At 64.5% G+C, this 14,042-nt stretch carries 11 protein-coding genes and 1 pseudogene; 6 read left to right on the top strand and 6 right to left on the bottom strand.

Features of this window, described 5'->3' with window-relative positions; translation table 11 throughout:
* Nucleotides 1-243: 243 nt before the first annotated feature.
* Nucleotides 244-726 (bottom strand): TetR/AcrR family transcriptional regulator, encoded by a 483-nt coding sequence (locus CFB41_RS34815; RefSeq protein ID WP_144029992.1) that lies wholly within the window; start codon nucleotides 724-726, stop codon nucleotides 244-246.
* A 9-nt stretch (nucleotides 727-735) separates the two neighbouring features.
* Nucleotides 736-2,196 carry an efflux transporter outer membrane subunit gene (locus CFB41_RS34810; RefSeq protein WP_089459800.1) on the bottom strand — a complete coding sequence of 487 codons (1,461 nt, stop codon included), beginning with the start codon at nucleotides 2,194-2,196 and terminating at the stop codon, nucleotides 736-738.
* Between the two features lie 77 nt (nucleotides 2,197-2,273).
* On the opposite strand from CFB41_RS34810, the gene CFB41_RS34805 reads away from it, so the two are divergent.
* The 5 genes from CFB41_RS34805 to CFB41_RS34785 all read left to right on the top strand — a co-directional run bounded on the left by CFB41_RS34805 (nucleotide 2,274) and on the right by CFB41_RS34785 (nucleotide 10,058).
* The gene (locus tag CFB41_RS34805) at nucleotides 2,274-2,891 is read left to right on the top strand and encodes a TetR/AcrR family transcriptional regulator (protein WP_089443812.1); all 618 of its coding nucleotides are present in this window, start codon (nucleotides 2,274-2,276) and stop codon (nucleotides 2,889-2,891) included.
* An 82-nt stretch (nucleotides 2,892-2,973) separates the two neighbouring features.
* Complete coding sequence (locus tag CFB41_RS34800) at nucleotides 2,974-4,092, top strand: efflux RND transporter periplasmic adaptor subunit (protein WP_089459799.1); 1,119 nt, start codon at nucleotides 2,974-2,976, stop codon at nucleotides 4,090-4,092.
* The gene (locus tag CFB41_RS34795; RefSeq protein WP_089459798.1) at nucleotides 4,089-7,226 is read left to right on the top strand and encodes an efflux RND transporter permease subunit; all 3,138 of its coding nucleotides are present in this window, start codon (nucleotides 4,089-4,091) and stop codon (nucleotides 7,224-7,226) included. The genes CFB41_RS34800 and CFB41_RS34795 overlap by 4 nt, the downstream gene beginning before the upstream one ends.
* A gap of 37 nt (nucleotides 7,227-7,263) precedes the next feature.
* On the top strand, nucleotides 7,264-8,070 hold the full coding sequence (locus tag CFB41_RS34790; RefSeq protein WP_089459797.1) for an oxidoreductase: 807 nt from the start codon (nucleotides 7,264-7,266) through the stop codon (nucleotides 8,068-8,070).
* A 737-nt stretch (nucleotides 8,071-8,807) separates the two neighbouring features.
* Nucleotides 8,808-10,058: an IS256 family transposase gene (locus CFB41_RS34785; RefSeq protein WP_089455483.1), complete on the top strand. Its 1,251-nt coding sequence runs from the start codon at nucleotides 8,808-8,810 to the stop codon at nucleotides 10,056-10,058.
* Between the two features lie 68 nt (nucleotides 10,059-10,126).
* Here the strand turns inward: CFB41_RS34785 and CFB41_RS34780 are convergent.
* The 4 genes and pseudogenes from CFB41_RS34780 to CFB41_RS34765 all read right to left on the bottom strand — a co-directional run.
* Nucleotides 10,127-10,312: pseudogene (locus tag CFB41_RS34780) on the bottom strand (IS5/IS1182 family transposase); the annotation flags it as partial.
* Nucleotides 10,313-10,444: 132 nt separating this feature from the next.
* Nucleotides 10,445-10,888, bottom strand: coding sequence for a hypothetical protein (locus CFB41_RS34775; protein ID WP_089459796.1), 444 nt, complete (start codon nucleotides 10,886-10,888; stop codon nucleotides 10,445-10,447).
* Between the two features lie 319 nt (nucleotides 10,889-11,207).
* The gene (locus CFB41_RS34770) at nucleotides 11,208-12,164 is read right to left on the bottom strand and encodes a nucleotidyl transferase AbiEii/AbiGii toxin family protein (RefSeq protein WP_089459795.1); all 957 of its coding nucleotides are present in this window, start codon (nucleotides 12,162-12,164) and stop codon (nucleotides 11,208-11,210) included.
* On the bottom strand, nucleotides 12,148-12,969 hold the full coding sequence (locus tag CFB41_RS34765; RefSeq protein WP_089459794.1) for a type IV toxin-antitoxin system AbiEi family antitoxin domain-containing protein: 822 nt from the start codon (nucleotides 12,967-12,969) through the stop codon (nucleotides 12,148-12,150). The genes CFB41_RS34770 and CFB41_RS34765 overlap by 17 nt, the downstream gene beginning before the upstream one ends.
* 525 nt (nucleotides 12,970-13,494) lie before the next feature.
* Between CFB41_RS34765 and msrB the strand changes: the two genes are divergently transcribed.
* Nucleotides 13,495-14,025: a peptide-methionine (R)-S-oxide reductase MsrB gene (msrB, locus tag CFB41_RS34760; protein WP_046547273.1), complete on the top strand. Its 531-nt coding sequence runs from the start codon at nucleotides 13,495-13,497 to the stop codon at nucleotides 14,023-14,025.
* The last annotated feature ends 17 nt before the right edge of the window (nucleotides 14,026-14,042 follow it).

Below are 14,042 nucleotides of genomic sequence, written 5' to 3'. Positions count from 1 at the left end.
TGGTGGGCCTGGATGTCCGCCGCACGCGCCGAGCGGTGCTCAGCGCGCGTCATTCACAACACCCTACTTTGGCCTGGCCAGCACCCCGTTAGATCGCTCTAACCGAAAACATGCATGGAAATTACGATCTCCCCAAGTACCGCAGGCCATCCATGATCGCGATCAGGATAAGCGCACGATCGGCGGAAGGGGCCGCTGCTTTTGCGCTGCGATGCTCGCCTCCGTGATCCAAGAAGCGCGCAATCATGTCGCATCGATCAACACACATGGCCTCCACATGCTCGCGCCAGTACACATCGCGTCCTGCCTGCAGGCGGGCCTCGGCCCAAACGACTGAGTCGACGTTGCTCGAATGGCAGCGCGCATACAGCAAAGCGAGCTGCTGTTGAACAGCTCGGACGATACCGCGGCATCCTGCATTGACGTCTCCAGATTGTCTTGAATGTCGCGATGCTTGACGCGAAGCAGTTCGACGAAAAGCTCGCTCGTACTCCTGAAGTTCGAGTAGAACGCGCCGCACGTGTACCCGGCGCGCGCCACGATGTCCACGACGCTCGATGCCGCCGTTCCCTTCTCGGCGATGCGCGGCGCGGCAGCATCGAGCAGATCCCGACGGGTGAGTGAGCGGCTTTCCGCGCATGTCATTCGCTTGGGCCGCATGGTCCAGAGCACGCATCGCACAAAGAACAGCGACGACGACGTCACGCCCCGCCAACGCGTCGGCACGTACGGCCGTTATCGACTGGCGACGGCCTCGGACGCCGGCCCTTGCCATCCTCCGCCGAGCGCCTTGAACGCAGCCACCGACGCCCGGGCCGCTTCCGTTTTCGCCTGCACGCGCTCGTCCGACGCGCGCAGCAGGCTTTCATCGGCCTGCAACACCTCGATCAGGCTGACGACGCCTTTCTGGTACGCCGCGAACGACGCGGCCCTCGCGCGGCCGAGCGATTCGACGCCGTCGGCGAGCACGGCCGCCTGTTCGTCGCGTTTGACGAGTGCCGAGAACGCGTTCTCGACGTCCTCGGTCGCATGCAGCGCGGCGAGCCGATACGCGGCCAGCATTTCGGCATCCTTCCCTTTGGCGTCGGCAATCTGCGCATTGATGCGCCCGAAGTCGAACAAACGCCAGCGCAGGCCGAGCACGCCGGCAGCCTGGTTGGCGCCGCCGGCAAACAGGTTGCCCGCGCCCATCGTCGTCGCGCTGCCGATCAACCCGCTCAGCGAGAACTTCGGGTAATACTCGGCAATGGCCACGCCGATGCGCGCGTTCGACGCCGCGAGGCGCCGCTCGGCGACGATCAGGTCGGGCCGCCGCCTGAGGAGTTCGCCCGGCGCGCCCGTCGCCGCGATCCGAGGGGCAACCGGCACGTCGCCGCCGTCGAGCAATTCCGCGCGATACGTACCGGGTTGCGCGCCGAGCATCACGTCGAGCGCATTCATCGCCGTGTCCAGCGCCGCTTCGAGTACCGGCACCGTTGCGCGAACCTGAGCGAGCGCACCTTCGGCCTGCCTGACCTGAAGCTCCGCCGCGAGCCCCTTTCCATACAGCAGATTGATGGTCGACAACAGATCCTGTTCGGTCTGCACCTGATGCCGCGCGACCTTCAGCCGGCCCTGCAACCCGCGGATCGTGATGTAGATGTCCGCCGTCTGCGCGGCGACAGCCAGGCGCGTGGCGACCGCCGCCGCTTCGGAGGCCTGATAGTCGGCGAGCGCGGCTTCCCGCCCGCGGCGCAACCCGCCGAACACGTCCACCTCCCAGCTCGCGCTGAAGTCGGCCTCGTAGTCGCTGCCGTGACGGTCGAAACCGGGCGTCGAGTTCAGCACGCGCCCCAACGGCGTTTCGACCGACTGGTAGACGCGCGCGGCTTGACCCGTCACGTTGCCCGACGGCAGCAGCGCCGCATTGGCCGCACCGAGCCCGGCACGCGCTTGCGTGACGCGTGCCGCGACCTGCGCGAGATCGAGGTTCTGCGCGAGCGCGAGCGTGACGAACCGGGTCAACTGCGGATCGCCGAAGCCCGTCCACCACGTCGCGAGCTCGGCGTCGGCCGCCGCGCGCCGCTGCTCCACGGCGCCCTGGCCCTGGAAGCGCTGCGGCATCGCGAGCTCCGGCCGCACGTAGTCGGGGCCGACGGCGCATCCCGCCGACAAGAGCGCGGCAAGCACCGCGGCAACGATGGGTTTCGGTAGCATGACGGTTTCAGCCAAGATCAGGTTGTGACTATAATACCAAATAGTCACTCGTTGTCTATCCCTGCCAGCCGCAATCCATGAAAGAAAACACCGCTTCCCCCGCGCCCGCGCGCGGCCCGGCCGATCACGACGTGCGCGATCAGATCGTGGCCGCCGCCACCGAGCACTTCAGCCGGTATGGCTACGAGAAGACGACCGTGTCCGACCTCGCGAAGTCCATCGGTTTCTCGAAGGCCTATATCTACAAGTTCTTCGAGTCGAAACAGGCGATCGGCGAGATGATCTGCGCGAACTGCCTGCACGAAATCGAAACCGACGTGCGCACCGCCGTCGCCGAAGCGGAACGGCCCACCGAAAAGCTGCGGCGCATGTTCAAGGTCTTTACGGAAGCGAGCCTGCGGCTGTTCTTCCGCGACCGCAAGCTGTACGACATCGCCGCGTCGGCCGCCACCGGCAACTGGCAGTCGGTACAGGCCTACGAGGCGCGCGTGCAGCAACTGCTGCAGGAGGTGCTGCAGGCGGGCCGGCAAAGCGGCGAGTTCGAGCGCAAGACGCCGCTGGACGAAACCGCGACGGCGATCTACCTCGTGATGCGGCCATACCTGAATCCGCTGCTGCTGCAGTACAACCTCGACACGACCGACGCCGCGCCCGCGCAGCTGTCGAGCCTGGTGCTCCGCAGCCTCGCCCCTTGAACCGACGTCGATTGTGACCATTTACTATATTGGTCACTAGATACACAATGAAAGCCCCGATCACTTCGTCAGTGGGTCTTTCATGGTTCGGCGTCGCCTCGCTCTCCTCGCAGTCGCTTCCGCACTGCCCCTCGCGCTAGCCGCCTGCAGCGGAAAAGCGCCGTCCGATCCGCGCACGGAGGCGCCGCTCGTGCGCACCGCCATCGTCCAGGCAGCCGCGCCCGCGTTCCGCTCCTTTACCGGCACCGTCGCCGCCCGGGTGCAGAGCGACCTCGGGTTCCGGGTGTCCGGCAAGGTGCTGGAGCGGCTCGTCGATACCGGGCAAACCGTCCGGCGCGGCCAGTTGCTGATGCGGATCGATCCCGTCGACCTGAAGCTCGCGGCGCGCGCACGCGACGAAGCCGTGACCGCGGCACGGGCACGCGCGCGGCAGACCGCCGAGGACGAAGCGCGCTACCGCGACCTGCGCGGCACCGGCGCGATATCGGCCTCCGCTTATGACCAGGTCAAGGCAGCGGCCGATGCCGCGCAAGCCCAGCTGAGCGCCGCCGAGGCCGACGCCGGCGTCGCGCGCAATGCGACCGGCTATGCGGAACTCGTCGCGGACGGCGACGGCGTCGTGATGGACACGCTCGCGGAGCCCGGCCAGGTCGTGAGCGCCGGCCAGCCGGTCGTGCGGCTCGCGCACGCCGGCAGCCGGGAAGCCGTGATCCAGTTGCCGGAAACGCTGCGCCCCGCGGCCGGCTCCGTCGCGCAGGCCGAGCTGTTCGGCAAGCCGGGCTCGAGTGTCCCCGCGACGCTGCGCCAGCTCTCCGATACCGCGGATGCGCGAACGCGCACGTTCGAAGCGCGCTACGTGCTGCAAGGCCCGCTGGCCGCCGCGCCGCTGGGCGCGACCGTCACGATCCGCCTGCCGGACGACACACGCGCGACGCCGCAGGCCGGCCTGCAGGTGCCAATCGGCGCGCTGCTGGACGGGGGTAAAGGGCCCGGCGTGTGGGTCGTCGCAGGCGAGCCGGCCAAGGTGGGATGGCGGCCGGTCACGGTCGAGCATGTGGATGACGACAGCGCACGCGTGTCCGGCGCACTCAGGCAAGGCGAGCGGGTCGTCGCGCTCGGCGCGCAGCTGCTGCATGACGGCGAAGCGGTCCGCGTGTCGGCACCGGCCGCCACGCTCGCGAGCGAAGGAGGACGGCCGTGAGCGAACGCCGCTTCAACCTGTCGGCGCTCGCGGTGCGCGAGCGCGCGGTCACGCTGTTCCTGATCTGCCTGATTTCGCTCGCGGGGCTCGTGTCGTTCTTCAAGCTCGGCCGCGCGGAGGATCCGGCCTTCACCGTCAAGGTGATGACCATCGTCACCGCATGGCCGGGCGCGACCGCGCAGGAAATGCACGACCAGGTAGCCGAAAAGATCGAAAAACGCATGCAGGAGCTGCGCTGGTACGACCGCAGCGAAACCTACACGCGCCCCGGCCTCGCGTTCACGACGCTGACGTTGCTCGACAGCACGCCGCCGTCCGAGGTGCAGGAGCAGTTCTATCAGGCGCGCAAGAAGATCGGCGACGTGGCGAACGATCTGCCGGCCGGCGTGATCGGACCGCTGGTCAACGACGAATACGCTGACGTCACGTTCGCGCTGTTCGCGCTGAAGGCCAAGGGCGAACCGCAGCGCCTGCTGGTGCGCGATGCGGAGACGCAGCGCCAGCGCCTGCTGCATGTGCCGGGCGTGAAGAAGGTCGACATCATCGGCGAACAGGCGGAACGCATCTACGTGCAGCTGTCGCACGACCGGCTCGCGACGCTCGGCGTGAGCCCGCAGGACGTGTTCGCCGCGCTCAACGGCCAGAACCTGCTGACGCCGGCCGGCTCCGTCGAGACGCGCGGGCCGGAGATCTTCATTCGCGTGGACGGCGCGTTCGACACGCTGCAGAAGATACGCGACACGCCGATCGTCGCGCAGGGCCGGACGCTGAAACTGTCCGACATCGCGACCGTCGAGCGCGGCTACGAAGATCCGTCCACGTTCCTGATCCGCAACAACGGCGAACCCGCGCTGCTGCTCGGGGTCGTGATGCGCGACGGCTGGAACGGGCTCGAGCTCGGCCGCGCGCTGGACCGGGAAGTCGGCGCGATCAACGCGGCGCTGCCGCTCGGCATGAGCCTGACCAAGGTCACCGACCAGTCCGTGAACATCAGCTCGGCCGTCGATGAGTTCATGGTGAAGTTCTTCGCCGCTCTGCTCGTCGTGATGCTGGTGAGCTTCGTCAGCATGGGCTGGCGCGTGGGGCTCGTCGTCGCCGCGGCCGTGCCGCTGACGCTGGCCGTGGTGTTCGTCGTGATGGCCGCCACCGGCAAGAACTTCGACCGCATCACGCTCGGCTCGCTGATCCTCGCGCTCGGGCTGCTGGTCGACGACGCGATCATCGCGATCGAAATGATGGTCGTGAAGATGGAGGAAGGCTACGACCGCGTGGCTGCTTCAGCCTACGCGTGGAGCCATACGGCCTCGCCGATGCTGGCCGGCACGCTGGTCACCGCGGTCGGCTTCATGCCGAACGGCTTCGCGCGGTCCACCGCCGGCGAATACACGAGCAACATGTTCTGGATCGTCGGGATCGCGCTGATCGCATCGTGGGTCGTCGCCGTCGCGTTCACGCCGTACCTCGGCGTGAAGATGCTGCCGAACTTCAGGAAGTTCGAAGGCGGCCACGATGCGATCTACGACACGCCCCGCTACAACCGCTTCCGGCAACTGCTGACGCGCGTGATCGCCCGCAAATGGCTCGTCGCCGGTTCGGTCGTCGCCCTCTTCGTGCTCGCGATTCTCGGCATGGCGATCGTGAAGAAGCAGTTTTTCCCGATCTCCGATCGCCCCGAGGTGCTGATCGAGGTGCAGATGCCGTACGGCACGTCGATTTCGCAAACGAGCGCCGCCACGTCGAAGGTCGAGGCGTGGCTCGCGAAGCAGAAGGAAGCGAGGATCGTCACCGCGTATGTCGGCCAGGGCGCGCCGCGCTTCTATCTGGCGATGGGGCCGGAGTTGCCCGATCCGTCGTTCGCGAAGATCGTGATCCGCACGGACAGCCAGGACGAGCGCGAAGCGCTGAAGGCGCGGCTGCGACGCGCCATCGCCGACGGCCTCGCGCCCGACGCGCGCGTGCGCGTGACGCAGCTCGTGTTCGGTCCGTATTCGCCGTTCCCGGTGGCCTACCGGATCACGGGCCCCGATCCGGACACGCTGCGCGGCATCGCAACCGACGTCGAGCGTGTGATGAACGGCAGCCCGATGATGCGCACCGTCAATGCCGACTGGGGCACGCGCGCGCCGACGCTGCACTTCACGTTGCAGCAGGACCGCCTGCAGGCAGTCGGGTTGACCTCCAGTGCGGTCGCGCAGCAGCTGCAGTTCCTGCTGACCGGGGTGCCCGTTACCGCGGTGCGCGAGGATATCCGGACCGTGCAGGTGATCGCACGCTCGGGCGGCGATGCGCGGCTCGACCCGGCGCGGCTCGACGACTTCACGCTCGCCGGCGCGAACGGGCAGCGCATCCCGCTGTCGCAGGTCGGCAAGGTCGACGTGCGGATGGAGGAGCCGATCATGCGCTGGCGCGACCGCGTGCCGACGCTCACGGTGCGCGGCGACATCGCCGACGGCCTGCAGCCGCCGGACGTGTCGGCTGCGATCACGAAGCAGCTTCAGCCGATCGTCGCCGCGCTGCCGAGCGGCTATCGAATCGAGGAGGCCGGCTCCATCGAGGAATCCGGCAAGGCCACGAAGGCGATGCTGCCGCTCTTCCCGATCATGCTGGCGGTCACGCTCGTCATCATCATCTTCCAGGTGCGCTCGATCTCCGCGATGGTGATGGTGTTCATGACGAGCCCGCTCGGGCTGATCGGCGTGGTGCCGACGCTGATCCTGTTCGGGCAGCCGTTCGGCATCAATGCGCTGGTCGGACTCATCGCGCTGTCGGGGATCCTGATGCGCAACACGTTGATCCTGATCGGCCAGATTCACCAGAACGAACAGGCGGGGCTGGATCCGTTCCACGCGGTCGTCGAAGCGACCGTGCAGCGAGCGCGTCCGGTGATTCTCACCGCGATGGCGGCCGTGCTCGCGTTCATTCCGCTCACGCATTCGGTGTTCTGGGGCACGCTTGCGTACACGCTGATCGGCGGCACGTTCGCCGGGACGGTCCTCACGCTCGTGTTCCTGCCGGCGATGTATGCGATCTGGTTCAGGATCCGGCCCGACCATGCCTCCGCGGCCCGCCACGGCCGTGAACCGGCAACGCCCGGCGAGACCGCACTTCAGCCCGCGCTGGACGCGCGCGATTGATTACTCCGCCCCATTCACCGTATCGAAGGAAACAGCCATGTCGAATTCCACCGTTGTCGTCGTGACCGGCGTTTCGTCGGGCATCGGGCGCGTCGCCGCAGAACAATTCGCCAAACGCGGGTGCCGCGTGTTCGGCACCGTGCGCAGCATCACGCGAACGGCGCCGGTTGCCGGCGTCGAGTTGATCGAGATGGACGTGCGTGACAACGCATCCGTTCGATCCGGAGTCCAGACGATCATCGACCGCGCCGCACGTATCGACGTGCTCGTGAACAATGCGGGCACGAGCCTGATCGGCGCGGTGGAGGAAACGTCGGTGGACGAGGCAGCGGCCCTGTTCGACACCAACGTATTCAGCATCATGCGTACGACCCATGCGGTGCTTCCGCACATGCGGGCGCAACGGCGCGGCCGGATCGTCAATGTCAGCTCGGTGCTCGGCTTCCTGCCGGCACCGTACATGGGGCTTTATTCGGCATCCAAACATGCGGTGGAAGGTTTGACCGAATCGCTCGATCACGAGCTGCGCCAGTTCGGCATTCGCGCGACGCTGGTCGAGCCGTCGTTTACGCGGACCAACCTGGACGTCAATGCGCCGCAGGCCGGCGCGCCGATTGCCGATTACGACCGCGAGCGCACGCTTGCGTCGCGCGCCGTCGTCGACAGCGTGAAATCCGCGCCGCACCCCGAGGGCGTGGCCGCCACCATCGTCGACGCGGCGCTCGGCGCGTGGCGGATGCGGCATACGCCCAACGGCGAGGCGTCGCTGCTGCGCAAGTTGCGGCGCTTCATGCCGGCCGGCCCGGTCGATGCGAGCCTCCGGAAGAAATTCCATCTCGCGTGACACGGCGGGCCGACGGAACATGCTTGAACGCGGTATCCACCATGGAAATCGGCATCATTGGAACCGGCGTATGCTGCGGCGCAAGCGCGCGCGCTCGGCGGACCAGCGGTTCGGATATGCCCACGCCTAGCGCTGCCTCGGAATCGTGCTTGCGCGATAACAAGGCGGTTGTGCGAAACCTGAGTTTGAGCGGGCAATCGGAGCATCGTGATAAGGTTCCTTCTATCATCCGCACCGTTCTCCCCGATTTGTTCGCGTGTGTGGGACGCGTTCTCGTTACTACCTTAAATGACTGAAACGGTCTCGACACGTCCCAGCTAGAGACTTGAGCGGCCGGGCCAGTGGATCAGTCTGCCAATCGCAAAGTCTCGTATCGCCTATCAAGCTGAAGGGTCGCTCTGGCTCTTGTTGCACTCGTCAACTTGGACGATTGCCGCTCGAGGAAAGTAGCCACATCGTGAGCGGTGAAGTGGGACGTGCATCGGCAGAGCGACGCAAAGATGCCCGCACCTGCCTCCCTTAATGCAGATCAGGGCGATACGAAGTGGACACCGAAGTGCTCCGCCAGGCGCGCGAGCCGTCGATCACGCATCCAGCTCCGGGGGCTCGGGTTCAAGAGCACCGACTTGTCATGTTGGCGTGCAACTGCGGTAATTGTGCAGTGCGCTGCTGCACAAATTCCGGGGGCCTGTCAGTAATTTCGTGTTCAAGGCATATGATGCTCCGAAGGAGGATGTATGCCTCGCAAACCGAAAGCCAAGCCGGTAGACCTGCCGGCCATTCCCGCCGAGTTACTTGAGCAATTCGGCAACGGCCCGATGACCGCAGACGCGATCAATGCCGCGACGCTGGCCCTCAAGAAGGCGCTGATCGAGCGGGCGCTGGGCGGCGAGATGAGTCACCATCTCGGCTACCCGCCAGGCGCTGCCAAGCCGAGCGCCGTGACCAACCAGCGCAATGGCACGGGCGCCAAGACAGTCCTGACCGAGGACGGCCCGATCCGTATCGAGGTGCCTCGCGACCGCGACGGCAGCTTTGAACCGCTGCTGATTCCCAAACATGATAGACGCTTCACGGGCTTCGACGACAAGATCGTCGCCATGTACGCCCGGGGCATGACCGTGCGCGAGATCCAGGGATTATTGCAGGAGCAATACGGCACCGAGGTTTCGCCCGATTTCATCAGCTCGGTCACCGACGAGGTCATGGCCGAAGTGACCGCCTGGCAAGCACGGCCGCTCGAACCGATGTATCCGGTGGTGTTCTTCGATGCGCTGCGGGTCAAGATTCGCGAAGACGCCGTGGTCCGCAACAAGGCGATCTACCTTGCACTGGGCGTTCTGCCCGACGGCACGCGCGATATTCTGGGTTTGTGGATCGAAGGCACCGAAGGCGCCAAGTTCTGGATGAAGGTGTTCAACGACCTCAAAACGCGTGGCGTCCACGACATCCTGATCGCCGTGACCGATGGCCTCAAAGGCATGCCCGAGGCGCTGGCCGCCGTATTTCCGGCGACCACGCTGCAAACCTGCATCGTTCACCTGATCCGCAACAGTCTCGATTACGCCAGTTGGAAAGACCGTCGAGGATTAGCCGCCGTGATTCGCCCGATCTACACCGCGCCGAGCGCCGAAGCGGCTCAGGCAGAACTCGATGCCTTTGCCAACGGGCCATGGGGCCAGAGATTCCCGACGGTCAGCGCGGCGTGGCGCAACGCCTGGGATCGTGTGATTCCATTCTTCGCGTTTCCGCCGGCGGTTCGCAAGGTTATCTACACTACGAACGCCATCGAGAACATCAACTCGCAGCTGCGCAAGATCATCAAGACCCGAGGACACTTCCCGACCGACGAGGCTGCCACCAAGCTCATCTGGCTGGCACTGCGCAACATCACTGCCGATTGGGGGCGTGCGGCTCATGATTGGAAGACGGCGATGAACCAGTTCGCTATCCTCTACGAGGATCGATTCGTTCGACCATCCGTATGAATCTCAACCCGCCTTGAACACGGAAATTCTGACACTCCCAATTCCGGCCGTAAAAAGACGGCTGCGCCAGGCGCGATACTCGGTCGGCCTCCCTTCACGTCGACTTCGTACGTCGCCGAGAATTTCGCGTCCATCTTCGACAGTGCTTCGTTCAGCCACGTCCGGACCTGGCGCAGCGGATACGTCTGCCGAACAAATACCTCTAGCCTCACCGTGCTAAATAACGATTCGTTGTAACCGTCCGCGCCTCGCATCTGCCTGCCCCTCCTTGATCTCAGGAACCTATATCCTGCTGGACGGATTTAGGTATTTCAACGGCCTGTTAGCAGAAACTTCGAACGGCAACATCCATCGACAACAACTCAGCACATTGCAACTTCGCTGGCTCATCGACTGGAAAGCAACAAACCGATACCAGCCTTGACGGCTTCGGCGGCCGTCGTCTTGAAGACATCCTTGCCCAGAGAAACAAACAACTCGCCGACCGACAGGGCATTCTTCTTGTCCTGAATAGACTTCGGAACCCTCTGGAGCTTGGCCAGCCCCTTGGATGTCAACACACAATCGTCAATGACGGTGTGCGTCGTTGAACGCGTCCCCCTGATAAAACCCTCGTCCAAAAGAAAGAGTGCTGTGTGGAAGTAAGTGATATAAAGCCCATACCCCTCCTTCACTTTTCGATGATGGTCCTCCTCCGAATCGTGTTCCGCAAAATCCTCGAAGGTCGGAAATTCGTTGGCACTGAGCCGGATTTGCTTCGGGAAGATTTCATAGAGCTTCCCCATGATGTTCGCGACACAGCTATTGAAGTCGTCGATATTTTTCGGCATGTCACATGTCCTCTCGCCAAAACGCTGGCACCGTACGACCCGCCCGGCGGCATCACCTGTCAACCAGCCAAAACTTCCACGACCGCAAGCCCCGCATGCGGTTGAGCCTGTACAAGTCGGCTGAGGGGGATCGGCTGCAGCCGATCCGTATGAGCCGACCTTTCAACCTATCGAGCCAGCCAATCACCGCATACCACGTCAGGCGATGCCCGGCGCTTCGATTCACCGACATCAGCTCGCTTGCCCCAGTTCTTTAGTTCTCGAGTTCCGACGGAAAGTCCAAGAGAAGAAAGTCTTAAGTGGTCGCGTCGTTTTGGTCTCAACGTGACGATCTAGCGCCGACGATCCGCGTCAGCGCTTCTTCCAACAGACCCCGATCCGCCGCACGTTTGGCGTCGCTGCGCTGGGCCAGGTTGAGCAATTTGCGTCGCACGGCTGGCAACCCGGCCGCGTGCGGGAGTCCGATCAGATCGAAGTCCGGCCGTTCACCCTCCACCGATCGCAGAAATGCGCACGATGGCTCATCCAGCCAACCGGCAACACGCGCCAGCAGGCGCTCATGGATGTCCAGCAGGACCTGGGCTTCGACAGGCTCTGCCGTCATCCCCCTGAAGTGCGCTTCAAAGGTCGCGGCGAAATCCGCAGGCACGCGGGGCGCCAGCATTTCCCACGCAGGCTTGGGGCTGCAGGTTAGGTAGACAAGAAAGGTTCGCCAGAGCGCCTGATCCGCCCGCTCGTCTTCCAGCAACAAGCCGACATCGAAAAGATCGCGCGGATGCTGTCTCGACAATGCCGCAGCCAGCTTGCCGGCATAAAGGTCGGCGAAGTGCAGCACCTGCACCGAAGCAAAGCCAAATGCCTCCTCGACCCTCGGGCGCACCACCATGTTCCGCGCAGGATGCACCGTGCCGCGCATCACCGGCGTCGTCTCGATCTGCACGCGTGCACGACCGCGACTGGCCACCAGTCGCGTGACGCCTGCGCCCTCGCCTGCAGACAATTGCACCTGCAGTTGCAGAGGCCGGGCGCGCAGCACATCAGCCAGGCGCCCAAGCGCTTCAGCGATCAGCCTTGCGTCCTCGGCATAGTCATGCACCGGCAACCAGGCCAGATCGATGTCCACAGACAACCGGGGCAGGTCGTGCTCGAATAGGTTGATCGCCGTACCGCCTTTGAGCGCGAAGCGCGGCTCTTGCGCCAGCGCCGGCAAAATCTCGACCAGCAGCCGTACGCGGTCGGTATAGCGCCGATCCCAGTGATCAAGCCAGGTGTTCATCGAGGTCTCCCGGCAAGGTGATCTGGTAGACAGGATGCAAGCGGCCGCCAGGCACCAGCGCGCGCTTTCCCCGACCCAGATCGATACCATCCCGCGGCACGTGCGGTAGCCATGCATGCCGATGGCGCTCGGCCAACGCCAGGAACAGCCGCTTGGCTTTGATGCTTCGGCAATGGCGCAGTAATACGCCGACCCGCTGCGGCCGCAGTGTGGTCATAGCCTGCATCAGCGCATCCACCTCGTAGATCAAGGCAGCGTCTGAGGCGTCAGCGCACAGCTCCAGCATGGCCCGCTCCGGCATGGAACAAACCAAGGCATCGGCACCGGGTGCGGCCTGATGCCACGCCAGGCCCTGTTCGGACAGCATTGTCGCGGACGTCTCCGCCTCGAACGGCATGGGCGGCCAATCGAACGGCCCCTTCCCCAGATACTCGAAACACTGCGTCAGAGGCAGTTTGCCAATCCAAGCGGGTGGCCGCTCCGCCCCATACAGGGTGATCGTGCCGGCATCGCCCAGACGTAGATAGTGCTCGTGCCCCTGCAGGCTGAGTGCAAAACGACCTCCGACATGCAGCGGCATGCCCTCCCCAATCTGCAGGCTGCGAACCACGCCCTCCCACTGTAGGCGCCCACTCTTGCGCATGTAGACGCCGCGCGCCGGCGACACCAGCCAACCGCTGCTCACGTAGCGTGCGACGAGGCTATTGGAGTAGCCGTGAACCCGCAGCCAGCGGCTCGACACCAAGCTCGTGTCACCCAGCCCAGCTAGCAGCCGGTTTAATTTTCCATGATTTTGTTCACTCATAGTGAACAAAATACACCTTCTTGGAACTTCTGCCAAGGCACGGTAGTTTGAATTTTAGTAAAAAAGATTACTCTTAGTGATCTTTTTCTACAATAGGCAAACCTGAATCGGCCGAGGCATGCCCGGTACAAGGAAATCCGGAAGGCCCCTCTTCTGACCTTTGCAGCGTCGAGATCGACGACAAATCGATATGTGGGTGGCTTACCCACCACCGAGCGCTCAAGCCCTTAATTCTCTCCGCACCGCGGAGAGAATTAAACAATCTGTCTGGCAAGGCGCTCGCCTTTCGCCACCGCTAAATGTAGGTGCTTGCAATTGAGATTCAGGACCGTTTGAGACAAAGCTGCCTCTACGGCGGTACCACCCGCTCAAAGGCCCTTGCCGATTGGAGCTTCGACGGATTCCAGCACACTCCGACGGAACACCTGAGACATCACAATTCATTTAACTTTCCGTGAGGACTTCGACACCGGCCGCTGACTACGATGGGCGCATATTTTCAGGACCTGCCGCCAGGAGCCCATCATGCCCACCCGCAGACATCTGCTGTTCGCCGGCGCCACCGGCCTCGCCGTGCTCGCGACGCTGTCGTCCGTCGGCCGCCGCGCGCTGGTCGGCCGTGCGTTCGCCGCATCGCCGGCCGCCCCGCAGACTGCCGCCCCTTTTGAAGTCACGCTCAGCGACGCCGAATGGCATCGCCGGCTCACGCCCGCCCAGTACTCGGTCCTGCGCGAAGCCGGCACCGAGCGGCCATACACCAGCCCGCTGAACGACGAGCACCGGCAAGGCACGTTCGCGTGCGCCGGCTGCAACCTCGCGCTGTTCTCGTCGGCCGCCAAGTTCGACAGCCATACGGGCTGGCCGAGCTTCTGGAAGCCGCTCGACCACGCGGTCGCCACGAACACCGACGCGTCGTTCGGGATGATCCGCACCGAAGTGCACTGCCGCCGCTGCGGCGGCCATCTCGGCCACGTGTTCGACGACGGCCCGCAACCGACCGGCCTGCGCTACTGCATGAACGGCCTCGCGCTCACCTTCCATCCCGCCGCCGCCTGATCCGGCCCCGAACTCCC

Source organism: Burkholderia sp. AU33803 (assembly GCF_002223095.1).
In the GTDB taxonomy this organism is placed as follows: domain Bacteria; phylum Pseudomonadota; class Gammaproteobacteria; order Burkholderiales; family Burkholderiaceae; genus Burkholderia.
This window is presented reverse-complemented; position numbering and strand designations above follow the sequence as displayed.